Origin of the sequence: Niastella soli, assembly GCF_017742245.1 — a bacterium.
In the GTDB taxonomy this organism is placed as follows: domain Bacteria; phylum Bacteroidota; class Bacteroidia; order Chitinophagales; family Chitinophagaceae; genus Niastella; species Niastella soli.
The window spans coordinates 306,460-331,619 of record NZ_JAGHKO010000004.1 but is presented as its reverse complement, the minus strand read 5'-3'; the positions used below and the strand labels follow the sequence as shown (position 1 = coordinate 331,619).

At 44.8% G+C, this 25,160-nt stretch carries 23 protein-coding genes; 13 read left to right on the top strand and 10 right to left on the bottom strand.

Going from position 1 to position 25,160, the window contains the following annotated elements; translation table 11 throughout:
* Positions 1-82 precede the first annotated feature (82 nt).
* Positions 83-820 (top strand): TrmH family RNA methyltransferase, encoded by a 738-nt coding sequence (locus tag J7I42_RS16205; RefSeq protein WP_209139882.1) that lies wholly within the window; start codon positions 83-85, stop codon positions 818-820.
* Between the two features lie 73 nt (positions 821-893).
* Here the strand turns inward: J7I42_RS16205 and J7I42_RS16200 are convergent, their stop codons facing one another.
* Genes J7I42_RS16200 through J7I42_RS16190 form a run of 3 tightly spaced genes read right to left on the bottom strand, consistent with a single transcriptional unit; the run spans position 894 to position 6,691 of the window.
* Complete coding sequence (locus J7I42_RS16200) at positions 894-2,780, bottom strand: DUF3857 domain-containing protein (RefSeq protein ID WP_209139881.1); 1,887 nt, start codon at positions 2,778-2,780, stop codon at positions 894-896.
* A 14-nt stretch (positions 2,781-2,794) separates the two neighbouring features.
* Positions 2,795-4,735, bottom strand: a complete 1,941-nt coding sequence (locus tag J7I42_RS16195) for a DUF3857 domain-containing protein (RefSeq protein WP_209139880.1) — start codon at positions 4,733-4,735, stop codon at positions 2,795-2,797.
* A gap of 45 nt (positions 4,736-4,780) precedes the next feature.
* On the bottom strand, positions 4,781-6,691 hold the full coding sequence (locus J7I42_RS16190) for a DUF3857 domain-containing protein (RefSeq protein ID WP_209139879.1): 1,911 nt from the start codon (positions 6,689-6,691) through the stop codon (positions 4,781-4,783).
* A gap of 450 nt (positions 6,692-7,141) precedes the next feature.
* On the opposite strand from J7I42_RS16190, the gene J7I42_RS16185 reads away from it, so the two are divergent.
* A complete protein-coding gene (locus tag J7I42_RS16185; protein WP_209139878.1) occupies positions 7,142-8,104 on the top strand; it encodes a TraB/GumN family protein in 963 nt (320 codons plus the stop codon).
* Positions 8,105-8,321: 217 nt separating this feature from the next.
* Here J7I42_RS16185 and J7I42_RS16180 read toward each other — a convergent pair whose 3' ends face one another.
* Complete coding sequence (locus tag J7I42_RS16180) at positions 8,322-8,738, bottom strand: nucleoside-diphosphate kinase (RefSeq protein ID WP_209139877.1); 417 nt, start codon at positions 8,736-8,738, stop codon at positions 8,322-8,324.
* Between the two features lie 159 nt (positions 8,739-8,897).
* Here J7I42_RS16180 and J7I42_RS16175 point away from each other — a divergent pair, with 159 nt between their 5' ends.
* The gene (locus tag J7I42_RS16175; protein WP_209139876.1) at positions 8,898-9,905 is read left to right on the top strand and encodes a DHH family phosphoesterase; all 1,008 of its coding nucleotides are present in this window, start codon (positions 8,898-8,900) and stop codon (positions 9,903-9,905) included.
* Between the two features lie 21 nt (positions 9,906-9,926).
* Entirely contained in the window at positions 9,927-10,880 is a 954-nt protein-coding gene (locus J7I42_RS16170; RefSeq protein ID WP_209139875.1) for an FKBP-type peptidyl-prolyl cis-trans isomerase, read from the top strand.
* Positions 10,881-11,022: 142 nt separating this feature from the next.
* Here the strand turns inward: J7I42_RS16170 and folP are convergent, their stop codons facing one another.
* Positions 11,023-11,844 carry a dihydropteroate synthase gene (gene folP, locus J7I42_RS16165; protein WP_209139874.1) on the bottom strand — a complete coding sequence of 274 codons (822 nt, stop codon included), beginning with the start codon at positions 11,842-11,844 and terminating at the stop codon, positions 11,023-11,025.
* 380 nt (positions 11,845-12,224) lie between these two features.
* Here folP and J7I42_RS16160 point away from each other — a divergent pair, with 380 nt between their 5' ends.
* From J7I42_RS16160 to J7I42_RS16150, 3 genes are all read left to right on the top strand, one after another.
* A complete protein-coding gene (locus J7I42_RS16160) occupies positions 12,225-13,367 on the top strand; it encodes a BT_3928 family protein (protein ID WP_209139873.1) in 1,143 nt (380 codons plus the stop codon).
* Positions 13,368-13,476: 109 nt separating this feature from the next.
* Positions 13,477-14,526: an ABC transporter permease gene (locus J7I42_RS16155; RefSeq protein WP_209139872.1), complete on the top strand. Its 1,050-nt coding sequence runs from the start codon at positions 13,477-13,479 to the stop codon at positions 14,524-14,526.
* A gap of 29 nt (positions 14,527-14,555) precedes the next feature.
* Entirely contained in the window at positions 14,556-15,452 is an 897-nt protein-coding gene (locus J7I42_RS16150; protein ID WP_209139871.1) for an SMP-30/gluconolactonase/LRE family protein, read from the top strand.
* A 59-nt stretch (positions 15,453-15,511) separates the two neighbouring features.
* On the opposite strand, the gene J7I42_RS16145 is transcribed toward J7I42_RS16150, so the two are convergent.
* The 3 genes from J7I42_RS16145 to recF all read right to left on the bottom strand — a co-directional run bounded on the left by J7I42_RS16145 (position 15,512) and on the right by recF (position 17,660).
* Positions 15,512-16,150 carry a carbonic anhydrase gene (locus J7I42_RS16145; RefSeq protein ID WP_209139870.1) on the bottom strand — a complete coding sequence of 213 codons (639 nt, stop codon included), beginning with the start codon at positions 16,148-16,150 and terminating at the stop codon, positions 15,512-15,514.
* Positions 16,151-16,193: 43 nt separating this feature from the next.
* Positions 16,194-16,475, bottom strand: coding sequence for a DUF721 domain-containing protein (locus J7I42_RS16140; RefSeq protein WP_209139869.1), 282 nt, complete (start codon positions 16,473-16,475; stop codon positions 16,194-16,196).
* Between the two features lie 102 nt (positions 16,476-16,577).
* Positions 16,578-17,660, bottom strand: a complete 1,083-nt coding sequence (gene recF, locus J7I42_RS16135; RefSeq protein WP_209139868.1) for a DNA replication/repair protein RecF — start codon at positions 17,658-17,660, stop codon at positions 16,578-16,580.
* 513 nt (positions 17,661-18,173) lie between these two features.
* Between recF and pdhA the strand changes: the two genes are divergently transcribed.
* The 6 genes from pdhA to J7I42_RS16105 all read left to right on the top strand — a co-directional run bounded on the left by pdhA (position 18,174) and on the right by J7I42_RS16105 (position 23,866).
* Positions 18,174-19,169 (top strand): pyruvate dehydrogenase (acetyl-transferring) E1 component subunit alpha, encoded by a 996-nt coding sequence (gene pdhA / locus J7I42_RS16130; protein WP_209139867.1) that lies wholly within the window; start codon positions 18,174-18,176, stop codon positions 19,167-19,169.
* Between the two features lie 114 nt (positions 19,170-19,283).
* Entirely contained in the window at positions 19,284-19,979 is a 696-nt protein-coding gene (locus J7I42_RS16125; protein ID WP_209139866.1) for a tetratricopeptide repeat protein, read from the top strand.
* Between the two features lie 82 nt (positions 19,980-20,061).
* The gene (gene ribH / locus J7I42_RS16120) at positions 20,062-20,586 is read left to right on the top strand and encodes a 6,7-dimethyl-8-ribityllumazine synthase (RefSeq protein ID WP_209139865.1); all 525 of its coding nucleotides are present in this window, start codon (positions 20,062-20,064) and stop codon (positions 20,584-20,586) included.
* Positions 20,587-20,607: 21 nt separating this feature from the next.
* A complete protein-coding gene (locus J7I42_RS16115; RefSeq protein WP_209139864.1) occupies positions 20,608-21,327 on the top strand; it encodes a (Fe-S)-binding protein in 720 nt (239 codons plus the stop codon).
* A gap of 120 nt (positions 21,328-21,447) precedes the next feature.
* On the top strand, positions 21,448-21,882 hold the full coding sequence (locus J7I42_RS16110) for an FKBP-type peptidyl-prolyl cis-trans isomerase (RefSeq protein ID WP_209139863.1): 435 nt from the start codon (positions 21,448-21,450) through the stop codon (positions 21,880-21,882).
* A gap of 169 nt (positions 21,883-22,051) precedes the next feature.
* Complete coding sequence (locus J7I42_RS16105) at positions 22,052-23,866, top strand: hypothetical protein (RefSeq protein WP_209139862.1); 1,815 nt, start codon at positions 22,052-22,054, stop codon at positions 23,864-23,866.
* A 46-nt stretch (positions 23,867-23,912) separates the two neighbouring features.
* Here J7I42_RS16105 and J7I42_RS16100 read toward each other — a convergent pair whose 3' ends face one another.
* Together J7I42_RS16100 and J7I42_RS16095 are read right to left on the bottom strand one after the other, a co-directional pair.
* Complete coding sequence (locus tag J7I42_RS16100; RefSeq protein ID WP_209139861.1) at positions 23,913-24,641, bottom strand: EcsC family protein; 729 nt, start codon at positions 24,639-24,641, stop codon at positions 23,913-23,915.
* A gap of 43 nt (positions 24,642-24,684) precedes the next feature.
* On the bottom strand, positions 24,685-24,963 hold the full coding sequence (locus tag J7I42_RS16095) for a hypothetical protein (RefSeq protein ID WP_209139860.1): 279 nt from the start codon (positions 24,961-24,963) through the stop codon (positions 24,685-24,687).
* Positions 24,964-25,160 lie beyond the last annotated feature (197 nt).

Here is a 25,160-nt window from a genome sequence, read left to right as displayed (position 1 = left end):
CGCAGTACGCTATCCATTGAACCAGTCTAAATACAGTAACTTGCCGGGCTAATAACAACATATTTAGTTTAATCGGAATGCAATGTTGATTAAATCTCAGGTCAAATATATTCAAAGTTTAAGCCACAAAAAACTACGAGATAGCGAAGGGGTATTTGTTGCCGAAGGTCCCAAGCTAATTAACGAATTATTAAGTGCCCGTTTACCGCTGCTGCAGCTGTATGCCGTAAAGGAATGGATCGATGTACAGGACAAGCAACTGGCCGGCCCCGTAACGGAAATAACCGCCTCAGAGCTGGAGCGCATATCCCTGCTGCAAACCCCTAACCAGGTGTTGGGCATTTTTAAAAAACCGGTTTTCACTGCGAGCAGGCCTGCACGAAATACCCTTTCGCTGATGCTTGATACCATTCAGGACCCGGGTAATTTGGGTACTATTATCCGCTGTGCCGACTGGTTTGGCATTTCCCAGATCTTTTGCAGTGCCGATTGCGCCGATGCCTATAACCCCAAAGTGGTGCAGGCCACCATGGGCAGTATAGCCCGTGTTCAGGTGGTGTACGGTGAGTTGGCGGCTATGTTGAAGGAGGAGCCGGAATTGCCCACTTATGCGGCGGTGTTGAATGGTACCGATCTGCGCCAATTACAGCCCGTTAAAGAAGGGGTAATTATAATTGGTAATGAATCAAAGGGTATCAGCCCGGAAATACTGGCGCTTTGCCGCAACCGGATAACCATTCCGCGCCACGGCCAGGCGGAGTCGCTGAACGCGGCTGTTGCGACTGGAATAATCCTTTCGCATATTACAGGAAACTTATAGTTGAAGGTTGAAAGCTTAAAGTTCAAAGTTGCGGGGAACACAATTTTGAACTTTAAACCTAAAACTTTGAACTTTATTCTTTCTTAATAACTATCCGTTGTGTATCGTCCATCAGGATATCATCGAACAGCTTTTTAATGGCTGCATAACTGGTTGCAGGGACCTTTGCTTTTTTCAATACCAGCACTGCCGAGGAATACACCGCTTTTTCGGTCTCATTATACCAGTATTTGGTGGTATAGGTTGCCAAATCGCAGGAAAGTTCCTTTGGTTTGGGCAGGGCTTCTACCGAAGCACCGGCCGGCAGTTTGAAAACAGTGGTGTCTATGCGTTCAAAGGGATACGAGAAATAATAATCCTGTTTACGGTCCTCCGACTTAGGCAGGGTCTTTGACCAGAACCTGTAAATACGCGGACTGATGAAAAGTTTATTACCGGCATTGAATTCATGCACTTTCTCATACGACATTTCCAGGTTAGTGGTGAACCCGGCGGGGTTTTCTATTTGTTTAAATGTAAATTCATCGGGTTGTTTAAAGTTCAGGTAGTTCACTATAAATTCTTTCTGATCGTCTATCTTCTCATCTAAGTAATATTTCATCGTTTGTTTAAACTCCCCTGTTGTAGTAAAGTTGGTATGGGTGCTGCCCGATCCATCGGTTTGCAGGTCTATTACCGTATGCACTTTAAATACGTTATCAGCACACTTGCTTTCAGGCGTGGAAACCAATACGCCGCCCTCTTCGGTAAGCAGCAAGGCATTCCGGTTTTCGGTAAAAGCGCCTAATACATTAAAATCGGCGATAGTACTGGTGCATTCCAGCCATACCGTGTCTTTTTGCATGGGTACGCAAAGAATAACGTGGTTGCTGATCTGGGCTGGGAAGTCGGGGTCCATGGCCATAGCATTGTTACCGGCGTTGATAATAGCGCTATAGCTTTTAATACCTACGGCGGAAAGCATGGCCTTCATGCAATTGCTTAATGCTTTACAATCGCCATACTTTTTCTTTTCGGTAAAGTCGGCACTAAAAGGCCGGAAGCCGCCAATGCCCAGCTGAATACTTACATACCGGAAATTCTTTTGTAAATAGGAATACAGTATTCTTGTTTTTTCGTAGTTATTCGGTGCATCTTTTACCAGGTCGTTAAAAAAAGCAACCCGGTCGGCGGGAAATTTGTCGAGCCCTTTCCACAGGCTGCCGCACCAGGCGCCAAAGCCTTTCCAGGTGCTGAGATCGCCTTCAAAGGCGTCGTACTTGAACCGGGTGGGCGCCAGCATCACATAAGGGTAGGGGTTAACCGAACCCGCTTCGTGTTTAAGGGCAGGCAGGTTTTTTACCGACCAGCGGTATGTTTTATAGTTGCCCAGTTCTCCGATCTCTGGTTGTAAGGTAATGTTTTTTTCCTTATAACGCAGGTCAAGGTCTTTGGGCACTTTGGCCGTGAAGACCGATGACTCCACGCTTTCATCAGGATCCTGGATGTCGAAGCTCGGATAGAATAAATTGCCTTTGTAGCGAATATTGTAATTCACTTCAAAGGTAACAGGGTAGGTAGCCGAAGGGAATTCAACATAAGTGATCATATTGTCGTCGACCAGGGCGTCGCCAAACCCACCCCTGGTGATCATGTCTTTTTGTTTGTACCGGTTAATTTGCTTGCCGCTGGCATCAAACACTTTTACTTCGGCAGCGTCGAGTATCCGGAACTTATCGCTAAACTCGGCAAAGTGAAGGGCCCGTTTGCCTTTTTCATTCATTACAGTAATGACCTGGTGCACGCTCAGTGATGACCTGTCGATATCGGTTACTTCAAACGTAATTTCCTCGAGCCGTTTTATGATATCGGCATCTTTTTTTACGGTTTCGGGAATCGACAACAGGGCATAGGGGGATATTTGCGCCTGCAGGGTCCAGGCAGCACAAATAGCGGTTAATACGGATAAACACTTTTTCATAATTAGCAATTCAATTATCCTTTTTTCTTAATGGCGATCTGCTCGCTCAAGATAGCAAATAGCTGTTTATAGAATTCTTTAAAATCGGGGTACTCCTGTACGGCAAAAAAGGGCTTGGTAAACACGAGCGATACCCTTACAGAAAGCTGGTTATCCTGGGTTGCCATCCGCCGGGTGATGGAAATGCTGGTATCGGGCATTATCATGCGCATGTCTTTGGGCAATGCTTCAAACGCATAGCCTTCAGGGATCTTAATATTGGCCACTATACTGAACGACTGGTTGGTGCCAAAGAAAACGTCTGAAAACCGGTTATCGGCCACAAACGGGTTTTTCTCCAGGCTGGTAAACAGGTTGGTGGAGAAATATTTGTAATCGCCGGCGGAGCTAACGGGGATATTGAAATGCACTTTTTGCACCAACGGCAGGGTATCGGCTTCCAGGTTTTCCAATACCAGGCTGTCGACATTGGCCGCCTGGTTATTGGTCTTGAAATATTTCTCCAGGAATTTGGCTTTATCTTTTTTGGCTTCTTCAATCCGTTGCTCCCGGGCATAATCATAGCTGTACAGGGCGGCATTGCCATTCATGGCGTCTTTCTCGTCAATGGTTGCCTGTAAGACCAGGACATTCTTGTTTAACAACTTGTCGGTCCAGATCGGTTTCCAGCCCCATTCAAAGGTTTCAGGTTTTTCAATGACCAGTCCTTCCGAATACATCACATTCCTGGGTATCAGATAAGAAGGGGTGGTTTTTTCGGTAGCATCCAGTACATAGACCTTGTCGTCAATTTCAACATAGGCAAGTACTTTATTGAACTGACTTATATCGGCAATGATACTGGCAACAGCCCCATGTTCCCGGGTGCTTACCAGCAAGGCATGCGCTTTCAGATCAGCATCCTTTAACAGGTTAACCAGTATGAGGTTAATTTCTCCACTGGTACCCTTTTTTTCTTTCCAGGCGGATTTAACCCCATTTAAAGCCCAGATATTACTAAGGCCATTCCATTCCATGTTCTTGCGAACATATTCATGAATGGTCACCATTTTACGATAAGGATCGGTGATGTTTTTCAGTGCAGAATCAAGACCGGAAGTGCGGGGGATATTCCTTTTCAGCTGGATGCCAAAATCTTCATCTTCCATGAGTTTTTTTATCTCCTCGGGCCAGTTCTTTATCATGCTTTCCCGGCGGGTGGGCAGGTTAAGGGCCATTACCCGGAATTCAACGCGTTGCAGGTAATCTTTATCAGAACTGATATAAGGTTCATCGCGCAACGCGGGAATATTTTTCATGACGTAGGTCTGAATATTGCGGTTGGATTTGTTTTCTTTTTTTGATTCGTATGGCAATACACAATAGGGTGTTGAATACAATTCAATTTCATTGGGAAAGTCAACCCGGTACCGGCTGTATTTAACAGGAATGTCGTGTTGAAAATACCATTCTTCCAGACTTATGCCATTCCAGGTCTGTTTCCATTTGTATTCTATGATGCTACCGGCTTTTACCGCCGGGAAGGTGAACACCTGTTCATGGTGGTATTTGTCGATGGTCTTATCGTAGATGAGACTTTTTTCAACTTTTGTGGTAACAACATTGCCTGCGCCATCGAGGTTATAGGTTTGGGCCTGCAGGTTTCTGATGGATTCAATATTCTTATAGGCGTAATAGGGAAGATGAATGTCGGCTTTGTCTTTTCCTTTATCCTTAAGGATCTTTATACGTACATGGTGTTCCAGCTCCATGTCGCCAGTTACTGATTGAATATTACAGTACAGTTCGCCAATATCGAATAATACAACGGCTTCGGCTTTGGCATCAAAGTCACATTCTTTCATTTCCAGGTCGGCCTTTTCAACTTTACCAAAGGCAGGAACATCGCTCCCCTTTTGGGCGAGCAGGGATACTGGCATTGCAATACAGGCAAGCAGGGTTAAGATTCGGTTCATTGGGTATTATATGGTTTAATTTTTTTTAAGGCGGGTGTGCTGCTGCTAAGGCTTTCTCAGCACGATCTGTTCATTCATGATACTGGCCATTTTTTTGTAGAACTCCTTTACATATTCGTATTCATCTGCGGTGAACACCGGCCGCATGAAGTTGATCTCATATTTCACCTGCAGCATATTGTCCTTTGCTTCCATGATGCGCATAAAGGTGATGCTGGTGTCGGGCATGATCATGCGGATATTCTTTGGTAGTGTTTCAATTTTCAATGATGCAGGCAGTTCAATATACTCGATCACCGAATGCGATTGCAGACAGCCGAAATCGATATTGGTAAACCGGATATCGGAGATGAATGGGTTTTTTGCAACACCGCTGAACAGGTTCAGGTTGACGAGTTTGTAATCGCCGCTGGTGGAGGGCGGAATGGAAAAATTAAACTTTTGCTCCAGTGGCAGGGAATCGTTTTCCAGGTTCAGCAATTCCAGGCTGTCTACTTTCAGTCCGGTTTCATAAATAGTGTAATAATTATCCCTGAAACGATCTTTATCGCGTTGCCAGGCCCGCATGCGGGTCAGGCGGGCGTAGTCCTTGCTTTGAATATAGGCTTTGCCCGATATGCCGCCATTGTCGTCTATCCAGGCCTGAATATTTACAAAGTTCCGGTCTCTTTTTTCTGTTTCGATGAGGCTGATGATGCTGCTTTTCTTTTTATTGACCAGGAGAGCTTTGGTATTGATAACGGAGAAGGGGATCATGAAAGCGGGGGTGTAAGGGCCGGTAGCATCCAACACATATTTCTTACCATCTATAACTACACAGGCCATTGTTTTATTGAACTGGTCAATAAAAGGCAACTCGGCGTTCACCTTGCCGTGGCCGCGTTCACTCACAAGCAGGGGATACGTTTCCAGCCCGGTTTCTTTCAGCAGGTTTATCAGCAGCAGGTTAATGTCGCCACTGCTGCCCTGTTTTTTTTCCCAGGTTTCCTTAACCCCATCAACAGCCCCCCGGCTGTTAATGCCATTCCAGTTGAGGTTTTTATAAACAAAATTATAAACGGCAGCCATCCGGTCATAGGCAGGTGCAATGGCTTTCACTTTGATAAGCCATTCAGGTTCCACCGGAATGTTCTTATTCAGCTGTCCTCCATAGGAAGGTTGCGTCATTATTTCGCGGGCAACCTCATCCCAGTTTGTCATATAATGTATGGTGCCGCCAAACATGCCCTGGTAACCCGATAGTTGAAATTCTACGTGTTGCAGGTAATCCTTTTCGGCATCCATATATGGTTCGTCGCGTAAACCGGCTATATTGTTCATTTCATAATAAACCCGGCCTTCTTTTTCTTTTTTGATCGTAATGGGCAGTTGATCGCTTTTATATACACGATAGGTGAACTCGTAATTAGGCATTATCGACAGCCAGAAATGACTGTGCATTACAGGTAACTCACCCTGGAAATACCAATCGTCGAGGAAACTATAATTTTTGGCGGTGTTGATGTATTTGTATTCTATAATAGTGCCCGGTTGTACCTCGGGCATGGCAATTTTTACTGCAGACCATCGGTCATTTATCTTTTGGCGGAAGATGGCAGACTGCGGTACTTTTTTGATGGCGCCACCTGAGTTGGGGTTGCAGGTATAGGCCTCTATATCGCTAATGTATTCAGCATCGTCTTTTGTATAATAACGGATAGCAATATCTCCATAGCGGTTGCCTTTGGGTTTCAGGATCTTTAACCGGGTACGCCGGGTGAAAATGAGCCTGTACTGGTCATCGTGGTCGGCAGTGGCTTCATCAAGGATCACCACGGCATCGGCTTCTTTATCGAACGGGCATTCCCTGATCGATTTTTCAGCTTCGGTAAATACTCCGAATTCAGGCAAGGTCGTTTGCGCTGCACACAGGTTTACGAATGCTAGACACAACAAGCTACAAACAAGGCGTTTCATGCAGTTAATTATAAATATCGAATGTTGAATGTTGAACTTTGAATATCGAATTATCAAAACAGCCTATTAAAGGCAAAACCGCTATCGCGGTGCCCCTTTCAATAGTTATAATGCCGACGCTTGCGGTCGGCATCTCTGACGGAATCTGATACTCGTAAGAGTCGTCAGACCCGACACGCAAAGCGTCGTCGGTGATTCGATATCAATATTAATTCGGGTTAAACGTTGTCTGATCCGTTTAATTCCAGGCGCCTGTTTTACAAATTAATTCGTACATATCAACAAGCCGGTTTAGCTTTGTTGTGTATAATTACGATGTGCTTTCTACCGGCTTTAAACCAAGGTTCATACCGCAATTATAATGAAAATCGTCACCATATTCAACAGGGTAGGATAAAAGCAAGCAATATCAGCACAAAAGCAAGCAATATGTTATCGAAAAAAATTAGTATGTTATTTTTTTATATGGCCCTGGCCATAACGGGAATAGGGCAGCAAAACACCGATTCCGGCAAAAAGGTAAATGCGTTGGCGGTAAAACCAGTGCCTAATCACCTAGATAACACCCTATTATGGAAAATAAGCGGGAATGGTCTCAAACGGCCTTCTTACCTGTATGGCACCATGCACGTTTTGTGTGCCGAAGATGCCACGGTGAGCGATAGTCTGAAATTCGTGATCAGGAATTGCGACCAGGTGTATTTTGAGCTGGACATGGACAATTTTGCCGAAACGATGGGCGCCCTGAAGTACATCCGGATGAACAATGGCACCAAATTACAGGAGTTGCTTACGCCTCAGGAATATGCCAGGGTGGAGGCTTACTTCAAACAAAATTCACTGCCTTTAAGCATGTTCAGCCGGTTTAAACCGTATTTTATTACCAGCATTATCGGCGAAAAAATGATGGACTGTTCCGGCAAGGAAGGGGAAAGCTCTTTTTTGTCGCAAAAGAATGGGATGGAAGAACTGATCATGCGGGAAGCCAAGCAGTACAGCAAGGAAATAAAAGGACTGGAAACAACCGAATTCCAGGCTTCCATTTTCGATAGTATACCTTATGAAAAACAGGCAAAAGACCTGGTAAACTATATTGACAGCATCGATAGTTTCAAGAAAGAAACGGTAGAACTGGTACAGGCCTACCGCGATCAAAACCTTGACCGGCTTGATTCGCTGGGTAATAGTAGTGATGGCATGGAGAAAGAGTTTTTGGAATTGCTGTTGTATGGCCGCAACCGGCGCTGGGTAGAAAAAATGCAGGACCTGATGAAAGAGAACATTCTTTTATTTGCCGTAGGGGCTGGGCATTTACCCGGCGATCAGGGCGTAATAAACCTGTTGCGGAAGAAAGGATATAAGTTGACGCCGATGAAGAATATTGCAAAGAATAAGAATATGGAGAGTATGTAGGGTTTGAAGTTGACAGGGGAGAGGGGTGACAAGTTGATAAGGAAGGCGGGTTGACCAGTTGATTGGCACCTAGCTGAGGGCGGGGCGTCAGAGCATATAGGATTGATAAGGTATTATTATAAAAAGTAGCCCTCCTGGTAAAACCGGGAGGGCTATTATTTTAAAGTTTGGGCAGGTTAACGTGTCAACCTGTTAACTTATTAACTTTTCAACTGAATTAGAACTGCTCCAATCCGCTGAAGAAGAAACTGCCTTCGATTTGGGCATTTTCATCGCTGTCGCTGCCATGAACGGCGTTTTCGCCAATAGAGGTAGCAAACAGTTTGCGGATAGTACCGGCTTCAGCCTGGGCAGGGTTGGTAGCGCCGATCAGGGTACGAAATGCATTAACGGCATTGTCTTTTTCCAAAATGGCGGCAATGATAACTCCGCTGCTCATGAAATCAACCAGTTCGCCATAAAAAGGACGCTCTTTATGCACAGCATAGAACTCACCGGCTTTTTCCTTGCTTAATTTGGTCAGTTTCAGCGATACAACGCGGAACCCTTCTTTAATGATCCGGTCTAAGATCGCTCCGGCATGCCCATTCTTCATGGCATCGGGTTTAATCATAGTAAACGTGCGGTTACTCATACTAATCTTCTATTTTGGCCGCAAAAATAGGGAAATGGTTTGTAGTTTGTGGTTTAAATTGAAGCTTCCAGACAGCGGCAGCAACCACAAACAACAAACCATAAACCTCAAACTGCATTTGGTGTTTGGGTTTTATTTCCGCAACTTTGCTGCCGTTTCATGAAACCTATACAAGACATATATCCCCATTTAACAACCCCACGCAATGTGGTGATTACCACGCATCAGAAGCCTGATGCTGACGCCATGGGCAGCTCCCTGGCGATGTACCATTTCCTGACCTCTTTGGGTCATTCAGTGACCGTAGTTTCCCCTACCAACTGGGCCAAATGGCTCGACTGGATGCCCGGGTCCGCGAATGTGATAGATTATGAACTGCAACGCGACCGGGGTGAGGCGGCCTTACAACAGGCGCAATGGGTCTTCTGCCTCGATTTTAATGTACTGGTACGCACCAAGCACATGGCCAACAGCCTGCGTCAGGGTGCTTACGACCGTGTTTTGATCGATCACCACCAGCAACCCGAGGTAGCCCTGTTTACCTGGGGCATCAGCGATACCGCTAAAAGCAGCACCTGCGAAATGGTGTATGATTTTATAGTGGAAGGCGGGTACAGCGACCGCATTACCCCCGCCATTGCCGATTGTTTGTATGCCGGTGTGATGACCGATACCGGTTCCTTCCGCTTTCCTTCAGCCAGCGCCTCTGTGCACCGCATGGTGGCCGACCTGAAAGACCGCGGCCTCAAGCACACCCTGGTGCATGAGCACATTTACGACAATTTCCTGGAAAACAGGCTGCGGTTCATCGGACACATTTTGCTGCACCGGATGGACGTGTTCTATGAATACAACACCGCCCTGATCTCCATACCCAAAAAGGACCTGTTACGTTATGAGATCAAAACCGGCGATACCGAAGGTCTGGTGAATTATCCCCTGAGCATTCAGGGTATTAAGCTGGCTGCGCTGGTCATTGATCGTGATGAAGAACGTAAATGGAGTTTCCGCAGCAAAGGCGATTTTGACGTAAATACCTTTGCCCGCAACTATTTTGAAGGAGGTGGCCATTATAATGCTTCCGGTGGCCGCAGCAGCGACTCACTCGATACCACCGTTCAGCATTTCATTGAGGCTTTAAAAGAAAACGCTTTACAGTTACAATAAAACTTTATTACAAATATTCAAATGAAAAAAACAACGATTTTATTAAGTGCCCTTTCAGTACTGTTGTTGTCAACAACGGCCTGTAAAAACAGCGGGTTTAAAAAAACAAAAAGCGGCTTGCTTTATAAGATCATCCCTTCCGGCAGTGGACCACTGGTAAAAAGAGGTGATATTATAAAAATTCAATTTGTACATAAATTAAGAGATTCTATACTGGCCAACTCCTACGAGCAAATGCCTTTTTATGCAAAGGTTGACAGTGTAGGACCTGCTTACGACCCACAGGAAATTTTCACAATGCTGCACAAAGGCGACAGTGCGGTAGTGATCCGTGAGGCTGACACCCTGGCAAAAAAACAAGGCATGCTGCCTGAGTTCATTAAGCCAAAAGATAAACTGGTTTTATCTTTCAAAGTGATAGAAGTGTTCAATGTTGACAGCATTGCACAAAAAGACCAGATGGCTGAAATGCAAAAAGCACAGAAAAAACAACAGGAGAAAATGGAAAGCCTGAAAGGGCCTGCAGTGAAAGAGATTGAAGAATACCTGACTAAAAATAATATTAAGTTCCAAAAAGGGCCCGAAGGCACTTTTGTTGAGATCAAAGAACAAGGTACCGGCGCCCAGGTAGATTCTGGCAAATATTGCTCTATCCGTTACACTGGTAAAGTGTTCCCTACCATGAAAACGTTTGAAACAAACATGGAACCTGGTAAACCTGCTTTTGATGTTCAGGTAGGTACTCATGCCGTTATTCCTGGTTGGGACGAAGGTTTGAAATATTTCAAAAAAGGCGGAAAAGGTACCTTGTACATTCCTTTCTACCTGGCTTATGGTGCACAACCTGGTCCTGGTGGCAAGCCATACGAGAACCTGGTTTTTGATGTTGAAGTGGCTGACGTAAGCGACGCGGCACCTAAACAGGCGCCTATGATGCCAATGCCTCCTCAAGGACAACCTCATCAAACACACTAGGTGTTAGTGGTTTGGGGTTTGTAGTTGCTGACGCATTTTGAAATGTTTTTCAAGAATTCAGCAGTCTGAAATGCCTTCATGCTTCATATTATAGATAGGTATGCTCCAATTAAATGGCAGCATACCTTTTTTGTTTCAAAAACTATAAACAACAAACCAGCTTAATTGCTTCCTTCGCTTCTTTTACATCATGTACCCGTAAAATACTGGCGCCATTGAGCAAACCAATGGTATTTAATACGGTGGTGCCGTTCAATGCTTCCTGTGCGGTTATGCCCAGGGTCTTATAAACAGATGATTTGCGGGACAGCCCAATGAGGATCGGCTTATCCAATATTTTTAACAAGGCCAGGTCTTTCAGCAGGGTAAAATTATGGGCTGGGGTTTTTGCAAAACCAAAACCAGGATCAATGATCACATCAGTAATGCCTGCCTGGTGGCATTCGGCCGTTTTTTGAATAAAGAAATCGAGCACTTCCCGGGTAACATTGTCGTAGGTTGCGTGTTGTTGCATGGTAGCCGGCGTGCCTTTTATATGCGTGCATATGTAAGGTACACGCAACGCGCCGGTGGTTGTAATAATGGCCGGGTCAACCATACCGGCACTCACATCATTGACAATGGAGGCACCTGCGGCCACCGCTTCGGCGGCCACCCGGGCATAGTAAGTATCGATGGAAATTACCGCATCCGGGAAATTATAATGTAGCGATTCTATAGCGCCTGTAACCCGCTGCAGTTCTTCCTCAGCCGACACGGTGGTGCTGTTGGGCCGGGTACTTTGTCCGCCAATATCGAGCATATCAGCGCCAGCCTGCAACATGAGTTCTGCCTGTTTTAGCACCCCGCTTTCACCCATAAAACGGCTGCCTTCATAAAATGAATCGGGTGTGGTATTAATAATGCCCATTACCAGCGGCTTATCTATTACCAATAAACGGCCTTTACAATTCAGCGTATACATTTATGGTTTTGTGTGTTACTTTTGGTTACAAATGTAGGGGGCAGGTGTGTTTTCCGCTACATTTGTTTTTTATGAGTTGACGCCCGCCTACGCCAAGGCTTCGGCGGGCAAAGCAGGGGGGAAGTTGATAAGGTTGACCAGTTGACCAGTTAGCCGATTAATCAGGAAAGGCTGGTTGACAGAGCCTGCCCCGCCTTGCGGGGGTTGATTGAGAGCCGCGTAGCGGCGTCTGCCGTCTGCCGAAGTGAGGCCCGAATGTAGTGAACCCTTTCACGTTTGCCAGCCTGTCCCGACTTGTCGGGATTTCACGATTGCGGACTGCCGACAACGAAATGCCCATTAATAGACTAAAGCATCCGCTAGATCATATATAACATAATATGAGAATATTACTGAACATAACCCGTATCATCGTAGGCGTTCTTTTTATTTTTTCCGGACTGGTGAAAGCCAATGACCCCCTGGGCCTGAGCTATAAAATGCAGGAGTTTTTTGAAGTATGGGGCTGGAGTTTTCTGGATAATTATACCCTGACCTTTTCGGTGGCCATGATCGCATTTGAGATCATCGCCGGCGTGGCCGTGCTGGTTGGCTGGCAAATGAAATTGTTCAGCTGGCTGTTGTTGCTGCTGATCGTTTTCTTCACCTTCCTTACCGGTTATGCCCTGTTCAGTGGAAAAATACGCGAATGCGGTTGTTTTGGCGATTGTATTCCCTTAACTGCCGATCAATCGTTCATGAAGGACCTGTTGTTGCTGGTGCTGATCAGTTTTATCTTCTGGCAGCAAAACAAAATAAAACCGGCTTTAAATAAAACATTCAGTCTGACCGCGCTTTTCTTCACCGTTATTTTTTCCTTTGCCTTTCAGTGGTTTGTGCTGGTGCACCTGCCGGTAAAAGACTGTTTGCCTTACAAGATCGGCAATAACATTATAGAGAAAATGCAGGCGCCGCCCGGTTCCATCCCCGACAGTACGGTGATCAGTTTTGTATATGAAAAAGCAGGGAAACAGGTGGAGTTCACTGCAGATAATTTCCCCGCCGATTATGACGATGCGACCTATAAATTTGTAAAGCGGTACGATAAATTAGTGCGTAAGGGCAATGCTTCGCCTGCCATAAAAGATTTCTCGCTGCAAACGTTCTTTGGCAATGATACTACCCAGGCATTGCTGAATACAGATGAATACCAGTTGTACCTGTTCCTGAAGAACGGTTATACCACCACTGGCGAATGGCCTGCCAAACTGGATATGGTCATGCGGATCGCTGATAAGAAACATATAAAAGGATATTTGGTCACTAATGTAGCCATGGAGACCTTACGACAAAACGCCCCGGATGTGTTTTATGCGTTTATGCCATTGCGTTGTGATGCAACCGCCATTAAAACGGCCGCCCGAACCAACCCGGCGTTGTTTTTAATTAAAAAAGGTACTATCTTAAATAAGTGGAGCTATGCGGATCTGGAACAGGCGTTATTGGTAGTGAATAATCTGGAGGCAACAGGCAGTGGGCAATAGGCAATGGGAAATGGGCAGTGCACGGCCCTCTATCAACCCCCGCAAGGCGGGGCAGGCTCTGTCACCCCAGTCAACCCTATCAACAAGATAACTCATCAACTTTTCAACTTTGATAAAATACTTCACACGACGGATCTTCTACGGCATACTGGTAATGCTTGGTGTGATAGTGCTGGTTTTTTTATTATTCCAGGGCTTTGCCGATCCCTCGAGATTGATAATGGGGCAGCGGGCTGATGCTTCCACTCAGGAAAATATTCGCCGTGAACTGTACCTCGATCAACCCAAATGGAAACAATTCGTATTGTTCCTGAACGATCTGTCGCCATTGGCCATTCATAGCGATAGCGACATTGTAAAAAAACAATTGAAAGGCATCTTCATTGGTAGTGGGATCAACATTGCCATAAAAGTGCCCTACCTGCGCCGTTCTTATCAAACCCAAAAAAATGTGGGTGAAATATTGATGGAAGCATTGCCCGGCACTCTGTTGCTGGCCATTGCCGCCATGTGTATTGCTGTGGCGCTGGGCATTCCGCTGGGGGTACTGGCCGCCGTGAAAAAGGGTACCTGGATGGATACCTCCGCTGTTTTTACCAGCGTGCTGGGTATATCGGCGCCGTCATTTTTTATGGGTATTGTAATTGCCTATTTGTTTGGGTTTGTATGGAGCCAGTATACCGGTTTACATATGACAGGCAGCTGGCGTGATATGGATGAAATTACCGGTAAACCCTATTGGTCGTTACAAAACCTGTGGTTGCCTGCGCTTACGCTGGGTATTCGTCCGCTGGCCATTATAACCCAGCTCACCCGTAGTGCCATGCTCGATGTATTGAACCAGGACTATATTCGTACCGCCTACGCCAAAGGCCTGTCCAAACGGGTGGTGGTATGGAAACACGCCTTGCGCAATGCCCTGAATCCGGTGATCACGGCAATTACCGGCTGGTTTGCTGAATTGCTTGCCGGCGCTTTTTTTGTTGAATACATTTTTGGCTGGAAGGGCATTGGAAAAGTAACGGTGGACGCGCTGGAGAAACTCGATTTTCCGGTAGTGATGGGTTCGGTACTGATCACCTCCTTCTTTTTTATACTGGTTAATATTTTAGCGGATGTATTATATGCTGTAGTAGACCCAAGGGTACGATTGCAGTAAAGTGTCTTAGGAACCTAGAAACTGATTATATGAAAAAATTGCTTGTTATTGCCATTGTTGTTATTGCTGGAATTGCCTGCCATAGAAAACACAATCCCCAAAAGGAATTCGATAAATCCTTATTCCGTGCATATGATCATACGGCGGAGAATTTGTTTACAAAGAATTGCGAAGGGCCGGCCGTTGACAAAGAAGGCCGTTTATTTGTGGTGAACTTTCAAAAGGATGGCACCATTGGCCTGGTGCAACCTGATGGTAAAGTAGAATTGTTTTTAACCTTACCCGGCAAAAGCGTTGGCAACAGTATCCGGTTTACTGCTGAGGGACATATGCTGGTAGCTGATTTTGTTGAACACAATGTATTGGAAGTTGATCCCGAAAGCAAAGAAGTGACCGTGTATTGCCACGATGACCGGTTTAACCAGCCCAATGATCTTTGTATCAGTAAAAAAGGTATTGTCTATGCTTCTGATCCCAACTGGCAAAAACAAAATGGACAGATCTGGAAAATAGGCACCGATAAAAAGGCCGTGTTGCTGAAAGAAAATGTGGGCACTGCCAATGGTATTTGTTTGAGCCCCGATGAGAAAACGCTGTATGTAAATGAAAGCATTCAACGGCGCATTGTGGCCTATCAGCTGGATAGCAAAGGCAATATCACCGGCGAAAAAACTTTTACCACCTTTGAAGATTTTGGAATGGATGGGATGAAATGCGACAGCAAAGGCAACCTGTATATCTCACGTTATGGAAAAGGCACCATCGCCATCTTTAACGATGGTGGCCGCCAAATACAGGAAGTAGAATTGAAAGGGAAAGACGTAAGCAATATCACCTTTGGTGGCAAAGACAACAGGACCTGTTTTGTTACCCTTCAGGATAGAAAATGTATTGAGAAATTCAGAACGGACATTGCCGGGAAATAAAAAAGTTAACACGTTAACAGGTTGACACGTTTAACGTATCAACCTGTTAACGTATCAACCTATTTGCCTGTTAAGTTATATATCTTCTCTATTTTCTTCAGAATACCTTCAAAGTCTATTTGCAGGTCCTTCAACATACCATTGTGGAGATCGAACACCCAGCCATGTACAATGGGGAATCCCTTTTCTTCATACATCAACTGCACCGCTGCTGTTTTAATCACATTGGTAGCCTGTTCAATCACGTTTAATTCAACCAGCCGGTTGTAACGCAGGGTATCATCTGCAATGCTGTCTAATTCCTGTTCGTGCAAACGATATACGTCCCTGATATTGCGGAGCCAGGGATTCAGGATGCCCAGGTCAACAGGCTGCATGGCTGCTTTAACCCCGCCACAGTTGTAATGCCCGCATACTATTATGTGTTTTACTTCCAGGTGCCGCACGGCATAATTCAACACCGACATTACGTTGAGGTCAATGTTGTTCACTATGTTGGCAATGTTGCGATGTACAAATACCTGGCCGGGACTGGCGCCCATGATCTCCTCTGCAGTTACGCGGCTGTCGCTGCAACCAATGTACAGGTACTCGGGCGACTGGCCGGCAGCCAGTTTTTCCAAAAAGTTGGCATCTTTTTCCTGTTGCTGACTAACCCACTGGCGGTTGTTCTCAAAAATCTGATCGTAAGAGAGCATATGCTATAGTTTACATTCGGAAGTGTAGTGGAATGATGATTGTTTATTGAATAACCACCTCTTTGATGGTGTTCTCGCCCAACGTTTCGTTCACCCGTTTTATGATGGTTTCTTTTTGGTAAAGAAGCTCCTGCTTCAGCGGGGCCATGCTGGTGCTGATGTATAACGTTTTACCCTGGATCTGTATTTTATCGGTGTATTTGGCAATGGTTTTACCCATGATCTGTTCCCACACATCCTCTATCTGTAATGCCTGTATGTAACCTTTCAACTTGCTGTGGTTGAGGAAGTATTTTAGCGCGTCGCCGAGAGAGTATTCGCCCATTCTTTTTCCGGTTTCTCGCGTGAAGGTATGAAGAATACCCGAAGTAGGAGGTAAGAAGTATGACGAGTCCGATTTTCCTACTTCGTCCTTCTGCAAATTTGATCACAAGGCAATCAATTGAAACGGGATCCCCAAATTATTGAAGTGTAATTTAATACGATCAGGGTGCGTGTCGGTGATAAAGACCTGGCCGGCGTTTTTCATACAAACATGATCGAGCAGGTTGTGCATACGGTCGGCATCGAGTTTTTCAAACACATCATCGAGTAAAAGCAGGGGTGGGAATTGTTTGGCCTTTTTTAGGGTGTCGAATTCGGCAAGTTTCAGGGCGAATAACAGGCTTTTACGTTGACCCTGGGAGGCAAGTGATTTAAAAGGCTGGTTATTCAGCTGAATATTGATGTCGTCGCGGTGAATGCCCCCGCTGGTACGTTGTACTATGCAATCTTTCTGGCGCAGCCGCTGTAATAATTGCGAAAAAGAACAATCGTGCAACTGGCTTTCATAAGCGAGGGTCAGCGGTTCCGACTGGCCGGCGATCTGTGTATAGAAATTCGACACCAATGGCAAAAACTCCTGCAGGAATGCATTGCGTTTTTGATAAATGAAAGTGCCGTAACGGGCCAGTTGTTCATCGTACACATCGAGCAGACTGTAATCGGTAATTCTTTTCTCAATGAGCGATTTTAAAAACCCATTGCGCTGCTGCAGTACTTTATTATAATCCATCAATTGTTGTAGGTAATGGGCATCGAGCTGACAAAGCAGGGCGTCGAGCACCCGGCGGCGGTCTTCACTGCCGCCGGTTATAATTTGCACATCATCGGGCGCAATGATCACACAAGGGAGTTTGCCAATATGGGAAGCCAGTTTTTCATAGGGTTCCTCATTTACTGAAAACTCCTTGCGGCCGGTTTCGCGCAAAATGCAAACGGCTTTCAGCGGATCGTGCTGAAGGGAGAAATGGCCCTCGATACGAAAACCGGTAGAACCGTGTAACATATTCTGGCTGTCGCTGCGGGTAAAATAGCTTTTGGTAAAACAGCAATAGTAAATGGCGTCGAGCAGGTTGGTTTTACCCACCCCATTGGGTCCGCAAATGCCTACTATCCGTTCGGTGAACAGGAATTGGCGGTGTTGGTAGTTTTTAAATTGGGTGAGGGATATGTTGTTGAGTAATAACATTTCGGGTGCAAGATACGTGAAACGTGAAACGGGAAACGTGAAAGGGTTCACTAAATCCGGGCTGCGCTTAGGTAGTCCGCCTGCGTCAAGGCTTCAGCGGACGAAGTCGGCAGTGGGAAACGGCTCCTCGAAAGTACCTCTTTGGATCCTCGGGCGCCGGGAAGGAAATGAGGCCCCATTGAGGGGGAATTGAGGTGGCTCTGCAAATACCCAATGACTAACTAAGTAAATAACTTACACTTAGCGTCCAGAACTAATAACAAAAAAAACGGTCTTTTAACGGGGGAATGTACCCCAAAACCTGCCAGATTTACCGGAAATATGTCTTAAATACAGTCAGAAGATAAGTTTTTCTCCCAATCAACTGGCTATCAAACCATCTATTAGGGCTAAAAATGTTAATCCCCATTCCATAATTCCCTTCTTACCCTTATCTTTGCCCCCGCCTTTGCCGGCCAGTCTCGATGTGATCGGGAGGTTTCGGCGGGGGTTAAAACCTCAAATTTTTATAAAGTGGCTTCGAAATTCTCCAAAGAAACGTATTTGTATTGGTACGAGTTAATGCTCCTGATCCGTCAATTTGAACTGGCAGCCGAAGAAAAATATAAAATGGAAGGTAAGATCCGCGGCTTTTTCCACGCCTATGTAGGGCAGGAAGCGATTGCCGCTGGTGTTATGACCGCTACCCGTCAGGAAGATCCTTTTGTAACTGCTTACCGCGACCACGGTTTGGCATTGGCAAAAGGCATGAGCCCAGAAAGCTGTATGGCCGAACTGTATGGTAAAGCAACAGGTTGCGCGAAGGGTAAAGGTGGAAGTATGCACTTCTTTGGTAAAAAAGAATATTTCTTTGGCGGTCATGGTATCGTAGGTGCTCAAATTGGCACTGGTGCCGGATTGGCCTTTGCTGAAAAATATAAAGGAACTGACAACTTATCTGTTACCTTCTTTGGTGATGGTGCAGCTCGTCAGGGTATTTTGCACGAGACTTTCAATATGGCTATGACCTGGAAATTACCAGCCATATTCATTTGCGAAAACAACAACTACGCTATGGGTACCTCTGTTACACGTACCAGTAACGTACACGATATTTTCAAATTGGCCGATGCGTATGAAATGCCTGCTGATTCAGTAGACGGGATGAGCGCTGAAGCCGTTCACGAAGCCATGACACGTGCCGTAAAAAGAGCTCGTGAAGGCGGTGGACCAACATTACTGGAAATTAAAACGTATCGTTATAAAGGTCACTCAATTTCTGATCCACAGAAATACCGTACCAAGGAAGAGGTGGAAGAATACAAGCAACGTGACCCTATTCAACTGGTGCTGAACACCATCACCAAGAATAAATACGCTACCAAAGACGAGATTGCTGCAATCGACAAACGGGTAAATGAAAGAGTAGCGGCTGCTGTGCAATTCGCAGAAGAGTCGCCTTTCCCAACAGAAGACGAAGTGTTGAAAGACATCGTGATGACACCAAATTATCCGTTCATTGTTGATTAACATAACCTGCTTTTCCCTAAGTTGTGATTTGCTTTCAATGTTTTATAATAACTCAGGGGAACTTAAAGAACGTAACCTAGTAAACAACATTGTCAACTAAAACATGTATAATTCATGGCCACTGAAGTAAAACAAGTGCCTGAACAACCAGTAGAAAGATCAACCGAAGAAAAAGTAGTGGATTCAGCCCGCGATTTCTGGGGTAAAAACAATAAAGTTATTACCTACGCATTGGCTGGTCTGGTAGTGATTGTAGGCGGTTATTTCGCATATACCAAATTCTATAAAGGACCTGCAGAGGCCAAAGCAGCAGATGCCATCTGGAAAGCGGAAGACTATTACAGACTGGATTCTTTTAAACTGGCTTTGGAAGGTGATGGGATGAATGGCGGCTTTTTGAAAGCCATTAAAAATCATGGCGGAACTAAAGCTGGTAACCTGGCTCAGTTTTATGCTGGCGCCTGCTATATGCAGTTGGGCGATTTCAACAACGCCATTAAATACCTGAAAGAATTTTCAACCAGTCAGGTTGAAATGGAAGTACGTGCTGCCGGTTTACTCGGCGACGCTTATTCTGAACTGGGTAAAAAACAGGAAGCTGTTGATTATTATAAAAAAGCTGGTAATTTGTTCGATAAGGATGATATAAATTCACCCGAATACCTGTTCCGTGCAGCTATGTTGTATCAGGACCTGGGCAAGAACAAAGAAGCAATTGAAGTACTGCACCAGATCAAGGATAAATATCCTAGCAGTCAAAGAGCTTTTGAAGTAGACAAATACCTGGGTAAACTGGGCGATTTGAATTAGTTACAAGTTACAGGTAACACGTTACAGGGATTTAAATGCAAGTAGTAATACCGTATTTGAAAGCCCCCCTGAAACCTGAAACTTGAAACCTGAAACCAAGAATATGGCTGAAGTAAGCAATAGTAAATTATTACAAATAGATACAGGCATTCACAAGAATGCCTGTATTGTTATAGTACGTACCGAATGGAATGCCGCTATTTTAGATGAGCTGGAAAAAGGCTGTTTTACAGTATTCGAACGCGAAGGCGTTAAGAATGTAAAAGTGGTAACCGTTCCCGGCGCCTTTGAAATTCCATTTGGTATTAAAAGTTATTGGGACTCGAATAAGTATAAAGTTGACCGTCCGCACGCTTTCATAGCCCTGGGTTGTGTATTGCGTGGCGATACCCCACATTTTGATTATGTATGTCAGGGCGTAACAAATGGCGTAACCCAATTGAACCTAACCTTACCAGTGCCTGTTATCTTTGGGGTGTTAACTGTTGATAACGACCAGCAGGCCCAGGAACGTATTGGTGGTAAACATGGACATAAAGGCGAAGAAGCCGCCATCACTGCGTTGAAAATGATCTCGCTTGCGCAATCGTTTAAAAACAACCATTAATAGGATAAAGGGGATTTCGCCATGAACGTTCAATTATTTATACCCTGCTTCGTTGACCAATTATTCCCGACCACAGCCTTTAATATGGTAAAAGTGCTGGAGAAAGCAGGATGTACTGTATCTTATAATACAAACCAAACCTGTTGCGGGCAACCCGCATTCAATGCCGGGTTTTGGGATGACTCCCGCGAAGTATGTTCCAAATTCATTAAAGATTTCAGCGGTTCCGACTATGTAGTGGCGCCCAGCGCCTCCTGCGTTGGTTTTGTACGGAACTATTATACCACACTGTTTGAAAATACCTCCCAGATGACTGAGGTAAAACAATTGCAGGCTCGTACCTATGAGTTCACCGACTTCCTGGTGAACGTGTTGAAAGTAGAAGATGTAGGCGCCAGCTTGTATACCAAAGCTACTTACCACGACTCCTGCGCCGGTTTACGCGAATGCAAGATCAAACAGGAGCCACGGAAATTATTATCGAAGGTAAAAGGACTGGAACTGGTGGAAATGAACGACGTGGAAACCTGTTGCGGTTTTGGCGGAACATTCGCCGTTAAATTCGATCCTATTTCCATTAGTATGGCCGATCAAAAAAGCAACAATGCCAAAGCCACCGGTGCCGAATGTATTATCTCTACTGACCTCTCCTGTCTGATGCATATCGACGGCGTAGTTCGTAAAAAAGAGATGGGCATGCAAACAATGCATATTGCCGATGTACTGGCAAGCGGTTGGTAAGACAGTTCTTTAGTTCTTAGTTTTTAAGTTCTAAGTTCTTTTGGTCGTGATGGTTGATTGAATGCGGGCCAACTGAACCAAAGAAAATGGCAGCTGTATTTAAAACATAAATGATTTTTTATGGGTATCGCAGATCGTTTATTTCAACAGAAAAAAGAGAAAGCAGAAGCTAACCTGAAAGCCGGCAACGACTTTTTAGAAGCTAATAAGCAAAAACCCGGCGTAGTGGCATTGCCCAGCGGGTTGCAGTATGAAGTGATCACCGAAGGCACAGGTGCCAAACCTGGCGCTACCAGCAACGTGACCTGTCATTATCACGGTACCCTTATAGATGGAACCGTATTCGACAGTTCTGTACGCCGCGGCCAGCCAGCTACCTTCCCATTAAACCGGGTTATCAAGGGCTGGACGGAAGGGCTGCAGCTGATGCCTGCCGGTAGCAAATGGCGCTTCTTTATTCCTCCACACCTGGGTTATGGCGAGCAGCAGGTAAGTGCGCAGATCGGACCTAACAGCACGCTCGTGTTTGAGGTGGAGTTGATAAGCATAAGCTAGAATAAATAAGATCAACTATATAAACCACGGTTCGTAAGGACCGTGGTTTTTTTATTTTAGGGCGGGGACTAACTGTATAAATCTATTTATGAAAGTATGATTTTAAACAGGTTTATCCTGACTGTTACAGGGTACCTTGCCGGGCGCGTAATAAACGCGTAAAAGAATCATGCAATATCAATCTCCGCATACATTTCATATTCCGGTTATGGGATTGGCGTATACTATTGACAGTCCCATAAAAGTGGCCCGGTTTGGGATCAACTCCGTTATTTCCATTATTGAAGACAGGCTGATAGAAACGATGCGTAAGCATTATTATCCCGCCATGGGTAAAACCTATCAACCTATTCCAACATCGGAGGAAGATTACCGGGCTAAAAGAATTACTGATTACCTGAACCTGGTAAATACGATCGTTCAAGACCAGGTAGCAAAACTAAAGACGGCTGCTTTTGAAACCGGAACGGAGATCGTTAAATATTTTGAGCTGCTGCCCGGTAACAGTAAACTCAGACAACTGTATACCCAAATGGTCAATACCAATGAGGACGTGGAAAAAAAGCAGCTGCAGGAATACTTAAGAACACAGGTAATTCCAGGTCGTATTGACGTCAACATCATGACCAAAGTAGACAAGGAAAATCATAATAAGGAAGGTGTATTATTGAAAGACGGCTCCGATGCCGTCTCAGCATTGCGGGGCTATGCAAAAAGCAATCTCAGTAACTCCGCTATCGTATTTTCAGCTGGATTGAATCCCAGGCTTTTCAATTATCTGGAAAACTGCAGGGCGTTTGATCTTACCCAAGAAGGTACGTTTACAAAAAAGGTGATTGTAAAGGTGAGCGATTATCGTTCTGCCCTAATACAAGGAAAATACCTGGCAAAAAAGGGAATATGGGTCAGTGAATTCAGGATAGAATCGGGATTGAACTGCGGCGGTCATGCATTTGCAACGGAGGGTTTTCTGCTGGGGCCAATATTGGAGGAGTTTAAATTAAAGAGACAGGAATTGCAGCATGCCATGTATGATGTTTTTAAAGCTTCGGTAGAAAAAAGAACTGGTTCGAAAATAAATAATGCGCCCGGGATGATCATTTCCGTACAGGGCGGAATAGGCACCTTTGAAGAAGACCAATTTTTACATCAGTATTACAATATTGAAACCACGGGTTGGGGAACGCCTTTTTTACTGGTGCCAGAGGCCACAACAGTTGACAGCGCAACGCTTGATCTGCTTTGTGCTGCCGAAGAGAAGGATGTTGTACTAAGCAACAGTTCTCCACTTGGAGTTCGTTTTTATTATCTTAAAGGGACCAGCGGTGAACAGGAACGTTTATCGCGTATTACCTATGGGAAGCCAGGCAGCCCCTGTACTGAAAAGCATCTTTCGTTCAATACCGAATTTACCGATGAACCTATTTGTACAGCCTCGCATAAATACCAAAAATTAAAGATCGACCATTTGAGATCACTCAGCCTGCCAGAAGAGGAATTTCAGAAACAGGTAGTGCAGGTAACAGAAAAAGAATGTTTGTGTGTTGGTTTAAGTAATTCGGCCGCTGTTGCTTATGATCAACCATTTGTTAAAAAGCTCCATGCAGTCACCATTTGCCCGGGCCCCAACATTGTTAATTTTACAAAGGTGGTTTCTTTGCAAACAATGATTGATCATATTTATGGAAGAGCAAATGTTATTTCAGCCAGTAACAGGCCACATATGTTCATTGCAGAACTTCGTTTGTACCTCAATTATCTGAAAGAACAATTGCGGAATGACAATGAGACAAATGGCTTTCTGAAAAACAGGAAGTATTATGCTGGCTATTGTAAAAATCTTAAAGATGGCATTGCCTACTATCGCCAACTGACTGATCTATCCAGTTCCCGTAACGGGCAATTTCTTCAAGATTTATTGGCGGCGGAGCAAGAGCTGGATAACGTAGCGTTAGACTATAAAATTGAAGGGAATGATCTATAAGCGATCTTTAGCGGAAGTACCGTGCCCCCCTTTTTAGGAGCTGGGTTTATAAACCTCGCCTATCCGCCCACCGCATATGATAAGCCATCTTTGCAGTGAAGCCAAGTTTGCGGATGAGCCTGTAATTTACGACCGCCCCAACTGGAGCGCCTATAACTGGTATTAATTGCGCCATTTTAGCAAGGTCAATATAATCCCTGTATTCCTGTTGAAAGGGCCGCCATTCGAACTGGTTAATATCTTCCGGCAGGTCTTTCGATTTCTCATCCCAGTCTTTCATAGTAAGGAATACATTCCTTCTGTGTTTGGCCGATGAGAAAGCTAATTGAAAGATGTGCAGGATATACACCCGTTCCTTGTAATCGGTCACTGAAAATCCATAAATAGCAGCGATCTCGAATAGGAGTTTGATCTTTATTGTAATCAGGAGTGGAAAATCAGCCATGCCAAGCCATAATCCACCGGCCCCTGTAAGGGCGCCTTCTGCTGCTGCAGTATTACGGTATATTCTGATCTTTTCTGCAACAATATTGTCGCTTTTTTCAAGCGAAAGCACCTGGTTTTTATCGCGTGTGGTCCATTTGGCTCCAAACAACACGCCACGGATCATTTGTTTGATGATCACCGTAATTGCCTGATGTACTTTTTCTGGAATTAGGTTATTTATCCTGTCCTGCACCGATTTGGACAGCCTGTTAAAGATGCCGGGCTTCCGCAACATTTTCCGCTGCCATACCTGCAGTTCCTGCACCATTACTTCCTCGTAAGTTGCCATACTCTAAGTTACGAACTATTAGCCTGTAGCGGTAGAAGTGTTGTCAATATCCGGCCATTAAGCGGAACGCCTTATTGATAGCTTCTGCAATCTTTATTGCTTCCCCTTTGTCTTTAGTTTGAGAAATAATTGCTTTCTCCCCGAAGTTGCTTGAATTTGTGTGTATGGAGTACATACCGTTTTCATCTGGTTCGCTAGTGTATATAACGTAATAATAATAGGGATCAGACTGATGGTCGTACTTATTATAAACCTCATGATGAACGACTCCTCCCTTCTTGATCAATACCTTTTTAAGCATTTCAGGTTTAATAATTGCCATAGTTAGAGGATTTAGGGTGAAAGCTGGATTGAATTTACAAATTTTATTCCTTCTATAATACCATTTGTTTTTTTGTATTCACTTTTTGAATTGTGCGACGAATAAGATCATAAGGATTAAACAGAAGTGTTATCATTAAAGTGAATGATTTTCTGCTGATGCGGTTAAAAGCTAAAAAGTGTCACTGAATATAGCTT

Bases quoted from the DNA above. Each gene is read 5' to 3' on its own strand.
- J7I42_RS16160 (WP_209139873.1), top strand. From the start codon at position 12,225: ATGAGAATATTACTGAACATAACCCGTATCATCGTAGGCGTTCTTTTT.
- J7I42_RS16170 (WP_209139875.1), top strand. From the start codon at position 9,927: ATGAAAAAAACAACGATTTTATTAAGTGCCCTTTCAGTACTGTTGTTG.
- J7I42_RS16110 (WP_209139863.1), top strand. From the start codon at position 21,448: ATGGGTATCGCAGATCGTTTATTTCAACAGAAAAAAGAGAAAGCAGAA.
- J7I42_RS16100 (WP_209139861.1), bottom strand. From the start codon at position 24,641: ATGGCAACTTACGAGGAAGTAATGGTGCAGGAACTGCAGGTATGGCAG.
- J7I42_RS16195 (WP_209139880.1), bottom strand. From the start codon at position 4,735: ATGAACCGAATCTTAACCCTGCTTGCCTGTATTGCAATGCCAGTATCC.
- J7I42_RS16180 (WP_209139877.1), bottom strand. From the start codon at position 8,738: ATGAGTAACCGCACGTTTACTATGATTAAACCCGATGCCATGAAGAAT.
- J7I42_RS16095 (WP_209139860.1), bottom strand. From the start codon at position 24,963: ATGGCAATTATTAAACCTGAAATGCTTAAAAAGGTATTGATCAAGAAG.
- J7I42_RS16105 (WP_209139862.1), top strand. From the start codon at position 22,052: ATGCAATATCAATCTCCGCATACATTTCATATTCCGGTTATGGGATTG.
- J7I42_RS16145 (WP_209139870.1), bottom strand. From the start codon at position 16,150: ATGCTCTCTTACGATCAGATTTTTGAGAACAACCGCCAGTGGGTTAGT.
- J7I42_RS16185 (WP_209139878.1), top strand. From the start codon at position 7,142: ATGTTATTTTTTTATATGGCCCTGGCCATAACGGGAATAGGGCAGCAA.
- J7I42_RS16200 (WP_209139881.1), bottom strand. From the start codon at position 2,780: ATGAAAAAGTGTTTATCCGTATTAACCGCTATTTGTGCTGCCTGGACC.
- J7I42_RS16190 (WP_209139879.1), bottom strand. From the start codon at position 6,691: ATGAAACGCCTTGTTTGTAGCTTGTTGTGTCTAGCATTCGTAAACCTG.
- J7I42_RS16115 (WP_209139864.1), top strand. From the start codon at position 20,608: ATGAACGTTCAATTATTTATACCCTGCTTCGTTGACCAATTATTCCCG.
- folP (WP_209139874.1), bottom strand. From the start codon at position 11,844: ATGTATACGCTGAATTGTAAAGGCCGTTTATTGGTAATAGATAAGCCG.
- J7I42_RS16125 (WP_209139866.1), top strand. From the start codon at position 19,284: ATGGCCACTGAAGTAAAACAAGTGCCTGAACAACCAGTAGAAAGATCA.
- J7I42_RS16140 (WP_209139869.1), bottom strand. From the start codon at position 16,475: ATGGGCGAATACTCTCTCGGCGACGCGCTAAAATACTTCCTCAACCAC.
- J7I42_RS16205 (WP_209139882.1), top strand. From the start codon at position 83: ATGTTGATTAAATCTCAGGTCAAATATATTCAAAGTTTAAGCCACAAA.
- J7I42_RS16150 (WP_209139871.1), top strand. From the start codon at position 14,556: ATGAAAAAATTGCTTGTTATTGCCATTGTTGTTATTGCTGGAATTGCC.
- recF (WP_209139868.1), bottom strand. From the start codon at position 17,660: ATGTTATTACTCAACAACATATCCCTCACCCAATTTAAAAACTACCAA.
- J7I42_RS16175 (WP_209139876.1), top strand. From the start codon at position 8,898: ATGAAACCTATACAAGACATATATCCCCATTTAACAACCCCACGCAAT.